10 protein-coding genes are annotated in these 16,337 nt (G+C 62.0%); 9 read left to right on the top strand and 1 reads right to left on the bottom strand.

Annotated elements, in window-relative coordinates; genetic code table 11:
* Positions 1-207 precede the first annotated feature (207 nt).
* From RIE32_01625 to RIE32_01600, 6 genes are all read left to right on the top strand, one after another.
* Positions 208-1,230 carry a hypothetical protein gene (locus RIE32_01625; protein MEQ9094944.1) on the top strand — a complete coding sequence of 341 codons (1,023 nt, stop codon included), beginning with the start codon at positions 208-210 and terminating at the stop codon, positions 1,228-1,230.
* 28 nt (positions 1,231-1,258) lie between these two features.
* Complete coding sequence (locus RIE32_01620) at positions 1,259-1,513, top strand: hypothetical protein (GenBank protein MEQ9094943.1); 255 nt, start codon at positions 1,259-1,261, stop codon at positions 1,511-1,513.
* 93 nt (positions 1,514-1,606) lie between these two features.
* Positions 1,607-1,840, top strand: a complete 234-nt coding sequence (locus RIE32_01615; GenBank protein ID MEQ9094942.1) for a helix-turn-helix domain-containing protein — start codon at positions 1,607-1,609, stop codon at positions 1,838-1,840.
* A 59-nt stretch (positions 1,841-1,899) separates the two neighbouring features.
* Entirely contained in the window at positions 1,900-5,037 is a 3,138-nt protein-coding gene (drmD, locus tag RIE32_01610; protein ID MEQ9094941.1) for a DISARM system SNF2-like helicase DrmD, read from the top strand.
* The gene (locus RIE32_01605; protein ID MEQ9094940.1) at positions 5,030-9,253 is read left to right on the top strand and encodes a hypothetical protein; all 4,224 of its coding nucleotides are present in this window, start codon (positions 5,030-5,032) and stop codon (positions 9,251-9,253) included. The genes drmD and RIE32_01605 overlap by 8 nt, the downstream gene beginning before the upstream one ends.
* Before the next feature lie 35 nt (positions 9,254-9,288).
* The gene (locus RIE32_01600) at positions 9,289-10,074 is read left to right on the top strand and encodes a hypothetical protein (GenBank protein ID MEQ9094939.1); all 786 of its coding nucleotides are present in this window, start codon (positions 9,289-9,291) and stop codon (positions 10,072-10,074) included.
* A gap of 50 nt (positions 10,075-10,124) precedes the next feature.
* Here RIE32_01600 and RIE32_01595 read toward each other — a convergent pair whose 3' ends face one another.
* Positions 10,125-10,961, bottom strand: a complete 837-nt coding sequence (locus RIE32_01595; protein MEQ9094938.1) for an HNH endonuclease — start codon at positions 10,959-10,961, stop codon at positions 10,125-10,127.
* Between the two features lie 84 nt (positions 10,962-11,045).
* On the opposite strand from RIE32_01595, the gene RIE32_01590 reads away from it, so the two are divergent.
* From RIE32_01590 to drmA, 3 genes are read left to right on the top strand one after another with little or no spacing between them, the layout of a single operon-like run.
* The gene (locus tag RIE32_01590) at positions 11,046-12,098 is read left to right on the top strand and encodes a DUF262 domain-containing protein (GenBank protein ID MEQ9094937.1); all 1,053 of its coding nucleotides are present in this window, start codon (positions 11,046-11,048) and stop codon (positions 12,096-12,098) included.
* On the top strand, positions 12,070-12,813 hold the full coding sequence (locus tag RIE32_01585; protein MEQ9094936.1) for an MAE_28990/MAE_18760 family HEPN-like nuclease: 744 nt from the start codon (positions 12,070-12,072) through the stop codon (positions 12,811-12,813). The genes RIE32_01590 and RIE32_01585 overlap by 29 nt, the downstream gene beginning before the upstream one ends.
* 9 nt (positions 12,814-12,822) lie before the next feature.
* Positions 12,823-16,329, top strand: coding sequence for a DISARM system helicase DrmA (gene drmA, locus RIE32_01580; GenBank protein ID MEQ9094935.1), 3,507 nt, complete (start codon positions 12,823-12,825; stop codon positions 16,327-16,329).
* The last annotated feature ends 8 nt before the right edge of the window (positions 16,330-16,337 follow it).

The raw sequence follows: 16,337 nt of genomic DNA, 5'->3' as shown, positions 1-16,337 counted from the left end.
GAGACGTTGTGGTAGTGCTTGACATTCTCGACGATCTCTGTCGGTAATGGACCGAGGGCCACGCGGCCTGCTCATTGAACCAACTGACGCAGGGCAGAAGCGAGCACCGGCTCAAGCCGGGCGGCCTATCTCTGCGCGCCGCACGACGAGACCCGGTGGTGCGGGAAGGTTCAACAAGAGGTTCAACACGACAACAAGGAGTCGACCATGACGACGCTGACCGATGCGAGCAGCGAGCTGTTCGCGCGCAGTCCCGACGAGACATTCGAGAGCATGCAGGCGCTGTACGACGCCTGCCAGGAGTCCAAGTCCGAGTCCCAGGTGCAGTGGGTTCCGCCCGACGGCCTCGTTCCCGACGGCCACGACACGCGGCTGCGCCTCGGAGTCGGAGGGGTCCAGCACGAGTTGACAGCCTGGAGCTTTGGCCAGGTGTGCCGGCTGGCTGGCGTGTCCAAGGACACGATCAACCGGCTGTCACCTAGGACCGCTTCACACGCGCTCGCCGAGACACTCCCGAGGGGCGGCAAACCTCTCCAGGTGCTCTCGCGCGACCGCACGGTGCGGGCTGTCCACCCCGCCAGCTACACCCGGCTCCACGACATCGACTTGCTATCGATGGTCCGCGAGTTCGCGACGGACTTCGAGCCGCCGCAGAAGGGCATCGGCGGGGCGACCGGCCTCTACCGGGGCGAGCAGGACATGTTCATCTTCCTGATCGACCCTACCGGCTGGGTGGATATCGACGGCGAGGCGTTCGCGCCCGGCTTCTTTCTCTGGAACTCCGAGGTCGGGAAGCGCTCCGTCGGTATCAAGACATTCTGGTTCCAGGCCGTGTGCCAGAATCACATCGTCTGGGACGCCACGGAGGTCGTCGAGTACAGCCGCAAGCACACGGCGGGCGTCGAGGACGCGCTGCCCGAGATGCGGCGCCGTCTGCACGCACTCGTCGAGAAGCGGGACGCCCGCCGCGACGGATTCGTGGAGGTGATTCGCAAGGCGATGCGCAAGCGACTCGGCGAGGACCACGAGGATGCCCTCAAGGTGCTCGCCAAGCACGGCGTGACTCGCAAGCTGGCCAAGGACGCCCTCGGCATCGCCAAGGCGGAGGGACGGCTGACCATCTTCGCGGTGGTCGATGCGCTCACGCGACTCGCCGGACGAATGAAGAACGTCGGCGACCGGACTGACGTGGACGAGAAGGCGAGCTCGTTGCTCGCCCTCGCGTGCTGACTGATTCCAACAAACGAAGGAGGTGCCCATGAGCACGAACGGAAAGACCAAGCCGGTCCACGAGATCCGGCTCGGAGCGATCAAGGCCGCCATCTGGGCCAACGAGACTCAGAACGGCGTCCGCCACAACGTCACCCTTTCCCGTCTCTACAAGGACGAGGACGAGTGGAAATCATCCGACAGCTTCGGACGCGACGACCTGCCGGTCGTCGCCAAGGTTGCCGACATGGCCCACACCTGGATCCACCAGGAAGGCAAGAACGGCAAGCCGAACGGCTCCTGACCGAGCGGTTCACATCGAGGTCCAGCCGCACCACCGGGCCTCGACCACCTCCTCACCGCCTCACGAACTGACACCAACTGGTACAATCCGGGGATGCCCACCCCAAGCGTTCCCGAGCCCGCTGCCGACCCGCCACCCGACGTGATGACCGTCGAGCAGCTCGCGGCGTACCTCCAACTCGCTAAGTCGACCCTCTACAAGCTCGCCCAAGAGGGCAAGATCCCCGGCCAGAAGGTAGGGAAGCACTGGCGGTTCAGCAAGGCGGCCATCGATAACTGGCTCACAACATACAAAGAGCTTGATACCCAGCGTCCATCATCACACTAGCCCGTTTACGCACAATCACACGACGTAGCCTGTGCATTCCCCTCGACAGGAGCTGCTATTTGGCATCGAACTCAGCCACACTGCTCCCCGAAGAGGGCCAACTGGTTTCCGTACGCGAGCGTCGCTTCGTTGTTACTGATGTGGCGGGCGACGCGTTGGGTGACGGACCGGATCGCGTCGGGCAACACCTGGTCACGTTGAACTCTGTCGAGGACGATGGCCTCGGCGAGGAGCTTCAGGTGGTCTGGGAGCTCGAACCCGGCGCGCGCGTCCTAGAACGCTCAACTCTGCCCGCACCCACTGGCCTCGATGAGCCTGAGGCACTGGATGCGTTGCTCGACGCAGTCAGATGGGCAGCCGTATCGACAGCCGACCACCGCAATGTGCAATCACCGTTCCGCAGCGGAATCGAGATCGACGACTATCAGCTCGACCCGGTTGTTCGATCGATCGACATGCCGCGGGCCAATCTGTTGATTGCGGACGACGTCGGCCTCGGAAAGACCATCGAAGCCGGTCTCATCATCCTCGAGATGATGCTTCGTCACCGAGCAAACCGGGTTCTGATCGTCTGCCCAGCCGGTCTTCAGCTCAAGTGGCAGGACGAGATGCACGAGAAGTTCGGACTCGACTTCCGCATCGTCGACTCCGAGCTCATGCGGCAACTCCGTCGCACGCGGGGCATTCACGCGAACCCATGGACGCACTTCCCTCGGCTCATCACGTCAATCGACTACCTGAAGCGTGATCGCCCCCTGCAGCTCTTTCGAGAGGCTCTCCCGCCACGCGGTGAATCTCCCTACCCGCGCCGGTTCGACCTCATGGTGCTAGATGAGGCTCAGAACTGTGCACCGTCAGGGCGCGGCAAGTACGCAACGGACTCACAGCGCACGACTGCAGTTCGAGAACTCGCGCCGCACTTCGAGCATCGGCTGTTCCTCTCTGCCACGCCCCACAATGGCTATCAGGAGAGCTTCACGGCGCTACTGGAGTTGCTCGACGACCAGCGATTCGCGCGAGGCACGCCTCCCGACGAAGCACAGCTGCGGCGGGTGATGGTGCGGCGGCTCAAGGACGACATCAAAAACCCCGATGGGTCGGACCGATTTCCACGCCGGGAGCTCGTTCCTCTAGAAGTCGACTACTCCAAGGCAGAGCGCGATGCTCACAGCCAACTTTCGGAGTACGCGTCTCGTCTGACCAAGTCATGCACAACTCCGAAGGACCGATTCGCTGCGGAGTTCGTGCTCAAGACGCTGAAGAAGCGGCTGTTCTCGAGCCCTCTGGCGTTCCTGAAGACCTTGGAGAAGCACAGGGCAACCATCGCCAAGCGCCAGCGTGCGGCCGCTGCGTCGGAGCGAGCATTGCAGTTACGAGTTGCTCGCACCAATGACGACTTCTCGACCGAGCTCGAGTTCGAGGAGGCGACCGACGATGCACTCACGTCGGCGGCTTCCCTCCTCGACGCATCTTCCGAGGACAAGAAGCTGCTCGACGGACTGCGGGACTGGGCAAAGCGGGCAAGCGTTCGCCCAGACTCCAAGTGCGACTTGCTGATCGAGTGGCTGACGGGACAGCTACGCCCAAACGGCGAGTGGAACGAAGAGCGCGTCCTTATCTTCACCGAGTACCGCGATACGCAGAACTGGCTCGTCGAGCGCCTGGCGACTGCCGGTCTCGCCGAAGAGGGACGCCTGGAGACGATCTACGGCGGAATGAAGGAGGACGAGCGAGAGCGGATCAAGGCTCACTTCCAACATGATCCCAAGGAAACGCCGGTCCGAATCCTCATCGCCACCGAGTGTGCCAGCGAGGGCATCGATCTCCAACGCCACTGCAACAAGCTCGTTCACATCGAGATCCCGTGGAATCCGAACCGTCTCGAACAGCGCAATGGCCGCATCGATCGTCGTGGCCAGAAGCGCACACCTCTCATTCACCACTTCGTTGGCTCCGGATACAAGGAGCGAGTGGCCAAGAACGCTGGCCGTCCTTCGAGTGAGCTGGAGGGAGACCTCGAGTTCTTGATGCGCGCTGCCGAGAAGGTCGAGACGATTCGCCAGGACCTTGGCAAGGTCGGCCCCGTCATCGCTGATCAGGTCGAGGAGGCCATGCTCGGCCAGCGTCGCAGCCTCGATACGGCAGCAGCGGAGAACGAGGCCAACGCAGTCCGCCGACAGCTCAAGTTCGAACGAAACGTCGCAGAGCGTGTGCAGCGGCTTCGAGAGCGACTGGCCGAGACCAGGGAGACGCTTCGTCTCGATCCTCTGCATGTCCAGAACGCGGTGTCAACGGCACTTGCTCTCGCTGACCTTCCACAGCTCGTGCCTGCGCCTCTTCCCGGCTCCGACGGAGCCGCTTTCAAGATGCCCACGCTAAGGGGGAGCTGGCAGCGATGCGCGGACGGTCTTGAAGATTCGGTCTCCCATCGAGTGCGCCCCATCACTTTCGACCACGATGTCGCGAATGGCCGCACCGATGTCGTGCTTGCACATCTCAATCATCGTCTCGTTCAGATGAGCCTCCGACTCCTCAGGGCCGAGATCTGGCAACCAGAGGACCGCAAGAAGCTGCATCGCATCACCGCACGGCCGGTCCCGGCTTCGGTTCTCACATCACCCGCGATCGTCGTGCATGGTCGGTTGATCGTTGTTGGAGCAAGCCATCAGCGTCTGCATGAGGAACTGCTGACCGCCGGCGGTACGACGAAGGACGGTCGCTGGGAGCGCTTCTCGCAATCCGCGATGGAAGATCTGCTCAGGGCTGCGAGCTCTGCAATGCCCGAGGGATTGCCGGCGGACTCGCTTCTGCGGCTGGTTCGTGAGTATGAAGACAGGGCCGTCTCTGCACTCGAAGCACGCATGCGCGATCGCGTTGGGTCGATCGAGCGGGAGCTCGAGCAGAGGCTCGATAGGGACCTCTCGGACATCGAGACGGTCATCAACGAGCTGGAGCAGGCCATCCGCTCGGGCTTCGAGGATATCGAACAGGGTCAGATGTTCCTGGAGGGCCTTGCTCCCGACGAGCAAGATCAACTAAATCGCAACCGAGATGCTCTCCAGCGCCGTTTGGCCGCACTGCCCGACGAGCTCGAGAAGGAACAGTCGGCAATCCGGAGCCGCTACAGCTCACCCCAACCTCGCCTCTTCCCACTCGCCGTGACCATCCTCATTCCGGAGGGCTGGCGTCATGGCTAGGAGACGACCCTCTGTCGCATCGGTCCACGCCGACTGGCTGCATCTGATCGAGACCTCGGGACCATTCCTGAGTCTTCCCGTGCTCGTCGATGCGCTCGGCCATGGTCTCGACGCGGTCGAGACTGATGCTAAACAGCGACTCCGAAATGCGTACGAAGAATGGTCGGTCGACCCGACTGGCGGGCACGCCGAGTGGCTCGGCATTGTCATCCGGGAGCTGCTTGAGCATGAGGATCGCTACGTCTCCTCATTCGCAGATTGGAAGGATGTTCCGAAGACGCTGCGACACCACGTCGACGAGCACGCGGAGATGCTCTGGCCACAGCTGGTCATCCATGAGTCCGGCGAGCTAGACGAGAGGACCTCGCGCCTGCTCGTGTGCATCCATCCGCGATCGCAGAAACTTGAGAAGGGAGTCGCGGGGTCGCGGTGGGCCGCCTCACCCCAATCCCGTATGGCCGAGCTGTGCCGAGCGACTGGCGTCCGACTCGGCCTAGTCACCAATGGAGAGCAGTGGTGCCTGGTCGATGCACCTCGGGATGAGACCGTTGGATACGCGACTTGGTATGCACAGCTGTGGCTCGACGAACCCAACACCTTCGCCGCGTTCCGCTCGCTGCTAGGACGCCACCGGTTCTTTGCGGTTGGTGAGGATGAGACCCTCGAATCTCTCCTGACGAGAAGCCGAGAGAACCAGCACGAAGTCACCGATCAGCTCGGGCTGCAGGTGCGCCGCGCCGTCGAGATGCTCGTCCGCACACTTGACCGGGCCGATCAGGACCTCGGCGGCGAACTCCTGAAAGAACTCGAGGTCGGCGAGATCTACGAGGCCGCGGTCACCGTCATGATGCGGCTCGTCTTCTTGTTCTCGGCCGAGGAGCGCGGCTTGCTCCTACTGGGCGACCCGGTCTTCGACGAGTACTACGCCGTCTCGACCTTGTGCGAGCAGCTCCGGGAAGTCGCCGAACAGCACGGCGAGGAGGTTCTTGAGCGGCGCCGGGACGCGTGGTGCCGTCTGCTTGCGGCATTTAGAGCCGTGCACTCTGGTGTACACCATGATCGGCTGCAAATCCCAGCATACGGCGGCGGACTGTTCGATCCCGACAGGTTCCCCTTCCTTGAAGGGCGTCCGAAGGGAACGACCTGGCAGGACTCGGATGCTGATCCACTGCCCGTTGACAACCGCACGGTACTCCACTGCCTGGAGTCTCTGCAGTACCTCCAGACGAAGATCGGGCAGCAGGTCGAGTCTCGGCGACTGTCCTTCCGAGCGCTCGACATCGAGCAGATCGGACACGTCTACGAGGGCCTGCTCGACCATACGGCGGTCCGAGCCAACGGACCGACTCTTGGCCTTTACGGCAAGGATGGTGACGAACCAGAGGTTGAACTCGAAGAACTCGAGTCTCTCGCCTCGCAGAGCCGAGCCAAGCTCGTCGAGCGCCTCGCGAAGCTAAAGATCAAGTCGAGCAAGAAGTCCGTCGAGAAACTCCTCGACTCCGAACTCGATGCAGTACGCGTTGACCAGATCCGTCGAGCCTGCGGGTCTGACGAGCTCTGGGGCCGCGTCGAGCCGTTTGCATCGCTGGTGCGCGACGATGACTTTGGCCAACCCATCATCATCCACGAAGGCCAGCTCTTCGCCACCCAGGGCCAAGATCGCTCCGACACCGGCACGCAGTACACACCGCGAAGCCTGACCGAGCCAGTTGTCGAGCACTCCCTTGAACCTCTCGTGTACATCGGCCCGGCCGAGGGCAAGCCCCGCGAGGAGTGGCAGCTCCTCACGCCCAAGGAGATCCTCGATCTCAAGGTCTGCGACATGGCCTGCGGCAGCGGCGCCTTCCTCGTGCAGGCCTGCCGATACCTTGGTGACCGACTCGTCGAATCCTGGGCCATCGCCGAGACAAAAGTCGCCGGCCCCAATCCCGGCAAGCTCACCTTCTCCACGATCCACTACGACGGGTCCAAGGGCTCCGGCGAACGCGACCTTGTGCCGAAGGACGAGGACGAACGCCTCCTGACCGCCCGCCGTCTCATCGCCCAGCGATGCATCTACGGCGTCGACATCAACCCCGTCGCCGCCGAGATGGCCAAGCTCTCCATCTGGCTCCTCACGCTCTCCAAGGACAAGCCGTTCTCCTTCCTCGACCACGCCATCCGCAGCGGCGACGCCCTCCTCGGCCTGCACGACATCCGCCAGCTCCAACGCTTCAGCCTCGACCCTGAGAGCGCGGTCCAGACCACGTTCTCCAACATGTCGATCACCGAGCTCATCGAGCAGGCCTCGGGCACGCGTCTGCAGATCGAGCAACTCGACTCCGACACCATCGGCCATGTGCAGGCCCAGGCACGCCTGCTCGGCGAGGCCGACGCACGTACCGAACGACTGCGGTTCGCCGCCGACATGCTCATCTCGGGGTACATCCAGCCGGCCTCGAACGCCGGTGAGCGGGAGGACCAGCTCCGCCACGCCACGGTCAAGGCCGGCCAGCTCACGCTTTCGGGCTCGTCGGAAGACATGCACGAGTATGCCCAGCGAGCACTGCTCGGCAAGCGCCCGTTCCATTGGTGCCTTGAGTTCCCAGAGATCCTGTCGCGCGGCGGATTCGACGCGGTCATCGGCAACCCGCCGTTCAAGGGCGGCCAGAAGCTCACCGGCATCTTCGGCACCGCGTACCGGGAGTACTTGGTCGACCACCTCGCCAACGGCCAACGCGGCAGCGCCGACCTCGTGGCCTACTTCTTCCTGCGGATGGCCTCGCTCCTCCGGACAGGCGGACACTTTGGCCTGATCGCCACCAACACGATCGCCCAGGGGGACACACGCGAGGTCGGGCTCGACCAGCTCGGGGCCGAGTTGCATCCCGACCGAATCCAGCTCATGCGGGGCGTGTCAAGCCGCCCGTGGCCCGGCGGGGCATCGCTCGAGGTGGCCCATGTGTATGGACGCAGCATACGAGCCACTGAGGAGATATGGCGAGGTCCGTACTTCATCGACGACAAGCCGGCCGAAGGGGTCACGTCGTTCCTCACGCCTCCCGGCCGCGTCGTTGGCAAGCCGTACCGCCTCAAGGCGAATGAGGGGAAGAGCTTCCAGGGCTCGATCGTGCTGGGCATGGGCTTCGTGATGACGCCGGAGGAAGCCCAACAGCTGATTGAGAAAGATCCGAAGAACGCCGAGGTCCTGATGCCCTATCTGAATGGTCAGGACCTAAATAGCCGCCCGGATCAATCGCCCAGCCGGTGGGTGATCAACTTTCGCGATTGGCCGCTTAAGCGCGAGGTGTTGATGCTGCCGGGGGGCGGGAAGGCGTCATGGGTCCTCGCCGATGACAAGCAACGCAAAGCGTGGCTGCGGACAGGGATCGTGCCGCAGGACTACACCGACCCTGTCGCGGCGGACTTTCCGGAATGCTTGCGCGTCGTCGAGGAGACAGTGAAGCCCGAGCGGGAGAATAACAATCGCGACGTCTACCGCGAGCGATGGTGGCAATATGCAGAGAAGCGGCCCGACCTGTATGCGACCATCGCTGACATGGCACGCGTGTTGATGTGCTCACAAACGGGCCGCAGATGGTCGCCGGCGTGGGTGCCGCTCGGCATCGTTTACTCACACACTTCCGTGCTGTTTGCCGACTCTACTTGGGAGTTCTTCGGCGCGATGCAGGCGGTCACGCACGAAGAATGGCGCCTGGAGTACGGCCCAAGTCTCCGCATGGACGCTCGGTACACACCGTCGGACTGCTTCGAGACGTTCCCTTTTCCGAAGCTCACACCAGACGTTGCCGTACGCGGCGAGGCGTTGTACCTCGGGCGTCAAGCGTACATGACCACGCAAAACATCGGCCTCACATCGTTGGCAAACCTCTTGCACAATAAGTCCGTAGAGGAAGTTGCGTCGCTCCGCGAGGCCTACGCCGCCCTCGATGTCGCTGTGGTCGCGGCGTATGGATGGGGCGATTTAATCGACAAGTTGCGCCACGGCTTCTACCCCACGGAGCAGGGCGAACGCTTCACCATCCACCCCGATGCCCGTGCCGAGATTCTTGCCCGCCTCCTTGCCCTCAACCACCAGCGATACAAGGAGGAAGTTGAGGCCGGCCTGCACGACAAGAAGTCCAACTCGAAAGCCAAGAAGAAATCAGCCAAGCGAACGAGCAAGAAAGACAAGGTCGCAGGCGAATCCGGGCTGTTCAAGGGCTCTGCGACATGAACCAAGAGCAGCCGGTCCGAATGCCACGAGTCTCGATGCGCGAGGTCGTCACATCGCTGGATGGGGCCCTCCCCGCTCAGGTCGGCCCGGTCGACGGTGAGCTCATCCAGACTCTCCGCTCGCACGGCTTCGACGGCGCTCCGGTTCTGGACGCCGAGGAGAAGCTCATCGGCTTCGTCCCGACTCCGCTGCTCGCAGAGCTCGCGGCTAACGGCCAACACCTCGCCGCCTCGACCCCCGGCCTCTGGACCAAGGTGCTCGGCGCCGAGCCGACAGTCGATGAACTCCTCCGCTTCACACTCGACCAACCCGCCGGCATCGTGCGGGACGAGAATGGACGTGCCCTTGGCTTCTTCACTCTCTCCGATCTGAACCGGCATCCGGTACGAGCGGCGCTTTACCCCCTGTTCGCCGAGCTCGAGGCCGAGCTTGCCATCCTAGTCGGTTCCTCCTTCAAGGATCCGTGGGAGTGGCTTGAGCTCGTGCCGAAGGATCGCCGCGCGGCGCTCGTCGGTTACTGGAAGATATCCGAGCGCGACGACGTCGACATTGGCCCGATCGCCGGCGCCATGCTCAGCGAACTTGGCGGCGTCGTTGCCAAGCACGAGCCACTCCGGTCGAAACTCAGCTTCGAGAGCAGAAGGCAATGGGAGGAGACCTTCAATGGCCTCAACGAGCAGCGTCACAGCATCATGCATCCAGTCCGCCCGCTGGTTTCGAATCTGGACGATCTGGCAAAGCTCGTCGAACGCCTTGACAAGTTGCTGGACCTCATAGGCCGTGTGACCTCAGCGACTAGGCAGCCGGAGGCCGCATCATGACAGCCACCCGGATTGCCCTAAGCGCTCGACCAACTACAGCAACCGCCCACTCACGAGCGCAGACGGCATCGCAGCCCCTCGACCGTGAGCGGATCGTCACCCATTCTCCTGTGCAGCATGCGGTGGCAATTCGCGCAGACCATTCTCAAGTCTTCGACTCGGGTCACGCCTTCCTCCCTGCGTGCTCCGAGAGGCTCTTCGTGGTGGGCTTCGATGTATCCGGCCCCCAAGTTCCCATAGACCGCTTCGAAGTCAAAGCCGCACGATTCGCAATACAACCGGCCGTTCTGGCTGACGAACGCATCCTTGGCAAGTCTGACGAGCGTTTGGTTGCGCTCCCTCTGCAGGTGAATGCGAAGCAAGAGCCTTCCTTCGCTGAACCCAGTGCCTTCGTCGGCGTCTGTCCGGTCCCCGCCATCCGGGGACTCTGCCACACCCCATTCGAGGATTGCAGCCATATCGGCGGCTGGCATCGGACGCGACGCAATCAGCTCAATTCTCTTCGTTGCGTTGCCGTGCCCAGCCGTTGCCGAAGTCGTGTGGGAAGCAGCAACAGCTCTACGAATCGCGTATCGCAGATCCGTCAGTTGCGGAACCGAGATCAATGGCAGCGGGAGTTGGTATTTCGGAAGCTGCACGCGCCGCTGGCTCGCAGGAAGGTGGGCAACGGTCTTGCTCGCAAGCCGCACGTTGAGCAGTGCCGCACCACACCCAGCCAGTCGCTCAAGGAGAATCTGGACCAGGCTCTCATAGTCCGGGTTGGTCTGATTGCCTGCCGATTCAGATCCTCCACGAGCGTGTACGGTGATGCGCACAGTGTCCGCCTCGAACGCCAGGTCGAAGTCCGCTCGAAGCTCGCCATCACTGCCCAGGTGTTTCGCTCTCATTCGTCGTCCACCGCACTCGACCTTCATTCCAGAACCGTTCCTGTCGTAGCATACGCGACACTCGCTTGACCGCGGAGGTAGGCCATGCCACCAGACCAGCTCTTTGAGATCAGTGACGTCGATCGGTCGGCGGCCGAAGCGGAGATCCGCACTAAGCAGCACGAGGTTCGGTACGACCTTCGGGACTTCACGATCGACTACATCGTTCAAGAGTTCCAGAATGGGCTCTTCTACGTGCCGCCCTATCAGCGTGAGTTCATCTGGAATGAGCCGCACAAGCGCCGCTTCATCGAGTCCGTGATTCTCGGCTTGCCGATTCCCATGATGTTCGTTGCCGACATGGAGGACGGCCGGCTAGAGATCGTCGATGGCGCCCAGCGCATACAGAGCCTCGAGCAGTTCGTGAACAACGACCTGGTCCTTGATGGACTGTTGCGATTGCCATCGCTGAATGGATTCCGACACGGTGACCTACCGAAGGCTCAGCAGCGGAAGTTCGGCACGAAGGCCATGAGGCTCGTCGTTCTCGATGATTCGACGACCCCGGAGCTCCGGCAGGAGATCTTTGATCGCGTCAACACGAGTGGCGTAAAGGCCAAGGCGAGCGAGATCAGACGAGGCACATTCACCGGACCCTTCATGGACTTCATCCGCGACCGTGCTCAAGACGAGCGCTTTGCCCGCCTCTGTCCGATCAGCGACCGCATGCGGCAACGCCGAGAAGACGAGGAGCTCGTCCTTCGGTTCTTCGCATACTCAGACCGATACAAGAAGTTCCAGCATGACGTCGATAAGTTCCTAGACAAGTTTGCAAAGGACCATCGCGATGACTTCGAACAGGACCGAATGCGCTCGGAGTTCGACGCCACGATGGCCTTTGTCGAGAAGCACTTCCCCCATGGCTTCGCAAAGGGAGACACTTCTCGAGCCACGCCTCGTGTGCGCTTCGAGGCACTCGCGGTCGGTACGAACCTAGCCCTTCGCGATCAACCGGGCCTTGAGCCGCGTTCCGTTCAGAGCTGGCTGGACTCGGAGGAGTTCCGCACACACACAACGACCCACGCCAGCAACTCTGGCCCTCGTCTTCGAGGCCGAATCGAGTTCGTCCGTGATCGTCTGCTCGGATCAGGAGATTGACGAGATGCAGGCTGTGGTAGCCGACTTTGAGCAGAGGGTCACGGAGGTATCCGAGTACCTCAGAATGCTGAAGGCGCTGGATCGTCCAGACGCTGTGATTCGCTCACAAAGCAAGGCAAGCTACAAGGCAACGCCGGTCGAAGACGATTGGCGGACTGTCTCGAAGGCTACGGTCTACCTGTTGATCTACAACCTGGTAGAGGCTGCGATTCGTTCCGCCTTTGGCGAGCTCTACGAGACCATCGCCAGGGAGGGGCGGTCGTTGCAGTCGGTGAGCACCGAGATACGAGACACATGGATCGTCAGCGAGCATAGAAAGCTAACGCGAGAAACTGCGTCGCCCGAGAAGTACCGGGAATCTGCAGCACGCATGGTCCTCGCGGCGCTTGACCAAACAGTCGTTCGTCTTGAAGCGTCGCGTTTGCCGGTGTCTGGCAATCTCGACGCGGACAATATCAGACAAGTATGCCGCAACCACGGTGTCGGCGTAGGGGTGCACCGAGCGGCCCGGGGCGGCATTGACTTGGAGATCGTCAAGCGGCAGAGAAACGCGCTCGCACACGGGAACAGGTCATTCTCTGAGGTCGGCCGCGAGGTTACCGTGGACGATCTCGTGCGAACCGCGCGTCAGGCAGAGATCTTCGTCCGTGGAATCCTGAAGAATGTGGAGAAGCACATAGCCGGCAACGGTTACGCGAGGGCTGGTGCACCCTAACACTGATCGATGGACCGAACTGATATGATTGACTCAGCAACTCCAGATACCGTTCCGACCCCTCCGGAGATTCGTGCAGAACTCCACGATCTGATTCAGGCGGAGTTGCTCGGTCCGAAGGACGGCAACCATGAAGAGCTCGATGAGTCACGAGTCATCGATCGGTACCTCGTTGGCATGCTTGCTCCGCGGAAGCACGTTGTAGGACAGGAGAGAGACGAGAGCTTCGAGGAGTCAGGAGCCCCAACTACGTCGGACGATGGCAGCGCAGATCCGGTCCCCAACCGAGGTGACTCCCTCCTTCCCTCGTCGATTGGCCTCACGTTCGTGGTTGACGAGAGCGTCGAGCAGCTCGAGGTCCATGCCTCATGGGGCAAGTACGACAGAGTCGAGAGCGAGACGATCGTTAAGGACGACGGTTCGCCAAAGCGAGTTTGGAGGCGCGAGCCCAAGGGCGGTCTCGTGACGATCGATGTCACGCCTGGTCCCGTCGGCCCCACCGTTGCAGATGCGTCGGAGCCGGATGTCATCGTCAGGGGACTCGTCCGGGAGGGTAGTGGCGAGCGCACCGTCACGCTGTTCCTCGTGAATCGTCAGGAGGTCGAGAAGGAGACACAGCTCAAGGATCGATTCTGGCTGTTCCAGGTCGACTTGAGAGTGACTGCGCCAGATGGCACATCAGCATTCCGACGTCGAACTCGACACCGCGGCCCAGGCGATCCTGACGACGACTTGCGTCGCGAGGAACGCGAGCTAGAGATGCTCTTTCGGCATGAGCAAGAGTTTGCTGTCGGCCATGGGATTGCAGTTGACTGGACAGTCGACGACAACGACCCGAGTCGCGCCCTGGACGTTCGGACAGTGGCGATTCCATCGTACGAAGTGCGTCAACAGACGCCCCCCACACCAGAAGACCCTGGGCACGAAGGGCTCGCGACGCTCGAGCTTCGCATGGACACGCTCGCGAAGTCGGATGCCAACCAGCTTCTCGGCTTGTTGACACCTCTCGTTGATGCATATGACCAGTGGATAGCTCGTCTACAAGCACAGATCGCGGATCCATCAGAAGGGCTGCAGGAGTATCAGGATGTCGCCACCAGAGCAGTTCAGCACTGCCAGGCGACAAGCGCGAGGATCCGCCGTGGCATCGACTTGCTCCGTGACGATGCGCAGGCCGCCGATGCCTTCAGATTCGCCAACGAAGCCATGTGGCAGCAGCGGGTTCATTCGATCTACTCGCTTGGGCGGCGCCGCAACCCTGATGACTGTGCGACGCTCGAACAGATCGATGCCGATCCGCGGAACAAGAGTTGGCGTCCATTTCAGCTCGCCTTCATCCTCCTGAATCTGGAGAGTCTTTCGGATCTCCACCACCCCGATCGGAGCCATCCGACCGATGCCATCGCCGACTTGCTCTGGTTCCCGACGGGTGGCGGCAAGACCGAGGCATACCTTGGGCTCGCGGCCTACGCCATGGGGCTCCGGCGACTGCAAGGCACGATCGAGGGACGGGCGGGGCACGCGGGTGTCACCGTCTTGATGCGGTACACACTCCGACTGCTCACGCTTCAGCAGTTCCAGAGAGCTACGGCGTTGCTCTGCGCGATGGAGATGATCCGCCGCCGGACAGTCGAAGAAGGAGATACCCGCTGGGGGACTGCCGATCAACCGTTCTCGATCGGCCTATGGGTCGGGGCCAAATCGACGCCAAACTGGACGAAGGACAGCAAGTCCGTCGTTGACGCCCTTCGACAGGGCGACCGTTTCTCAGTGGCCGGCAAGGGCTCGCCTCGTCAGCTCACGAACTGCCCATGGTGCGGGACGGAGCTACGACCACGAAACCTCGAGGTCGAGACCGTCGCTGGCGGACGAGGCAGTACGTTCACGTTCTGCGATGATCCCGATTGCTCATTCGCCAAGCGACATGCGCCCGAAGGACTTCCCGTTCTCGTCGTCGATGAGGAGATCTATCGTCGTCTGCCATCGCTCCTCATTGCGACAGTCGACAAGTTCGCTCAGATGCCCTGGAACGGACTGACCGAGATGCTCTTCGGGCGCGTGGACAAGTTCTGTCCGCGTCACGGGTACCGATCGCCGGATACCGATGACAAGGACCGGCACAATCGTCGAGGCCCGCTTCCCGCAACGAACTCCGTTCCACACGCCGAGCTTCGCCCACCGGATCTCATCATCCAAGACGAACTGCACCTCATCAGCGGTCCTCTCGGCAGCATGGTGGGCCTCTACGAGACGGCAATCGACGAACTCTGCTCATGGGAGGTCGATGGTCAGCGAGTGCGCCCCAAAGTCGTGGCCTCTACGGCAACGGTCCGCAATGCAAAACAGCAGGTTCACGAGCTGTTCTGTCGCCGGCTCAGTGTCTTTCCTCCACCGGGTATCGACGCCTCAGGGAACTTCTTCTCGAAGCGTCGAGAGGTGTCAGAGCTGCCGGGACGACAGTACATCGGTATCTGTGCGCCCGGACGCAGCCTCAAGGCCTCCTTGATCCGCACGTTCGTTGCCTTCCTCTCGGCTGGTGCTCACCTCTACGAGAAGTACGACACGGATGCAGATGCATGGCTTACGGCCGTGGGGTACTTCAATTCCCTCCGTGAGCTCGGTGGCATGCGTCGGATGATCGACGAGGATGTGCGGAATCGACTCCGCCACATGGATCGTCGCGGGCTGTCGCGGCGCATACTCCACAAGATCGAAGAGCTCACCTCACGCAAGCACTCCGCCGACATACCGTTCATCCTCGATCGACTCGAGACGAAGTTCTCTCAAGAGCGAGATCGTCTTCGTGAGAAGAACGCTAAGGAGGGGCTCGAGCCGATTCCGCGTCCGATTGACGTCATGCTGGCGACCAGCATGATCTCCGTCGGTGTAGACATCGACCGATTGGGTCTGATGGTGGTCGGCGGCCAACCGAAGGCGACATCGGAGTACATCCAAGCTACGAGCCGTGTTGGCCGCAGACATCCCGGTCTCGTCTGTACCGTATACAACTGGGCCCGTCCTCGCGACTTGTCGCACTATGAGCGATTTCGGCACTACCACGCCACGTTCTACCAGCACGTCGAGGCACTCTCGGTCACCCCGTTTGCTGCGCGAGCCATCGACCGCGGCCTAGCGGCATTGCTTGTCACTCTCGTCCGACATGGCGAGCAACAGCTCAATCCGAACCTGGCCGCACGCGAGGTTGATGGGCTGCCTGGCTTTGCCGAGACGGCGATCCAGGCGATCCGCAGGAGGGTCGAGAACATCGAAGATGCAGCCCTCGCCGAAGTGGTGAAGGCACGCCTTGGCAATCTGGCTCACGAATGGGCGAGCCAGGCCAGCAACACGCCAACGCTCGTGTACCGACGGCGTGGCCGAGACGACGTCTCGGTTCCACTGCTCCGAGCGCCGGAAGAACAGGATTGGCAGCCGTTCACCTGCTTGAACTCGTTGCGTGATGTCGAACCGAGCTCTCGTTTGATCCTCATCGAGGATGCCACTCGCCCACACGGTTGAAGGAGACT

The sequence above is a fragment of the Phycisphaerales bacterium genome, assembly GCA_040221175.1.
Taxonomy (GTDB): Bacteria; Planctomycetota; Phycisphaerae; order Phycisphaerales; family UBA1924; genus JAHCJI01.
Note: the sequence above shows the minus strand (reverse complement) of the source record. Positions and strands in the feature narration are given on the sequence as shown.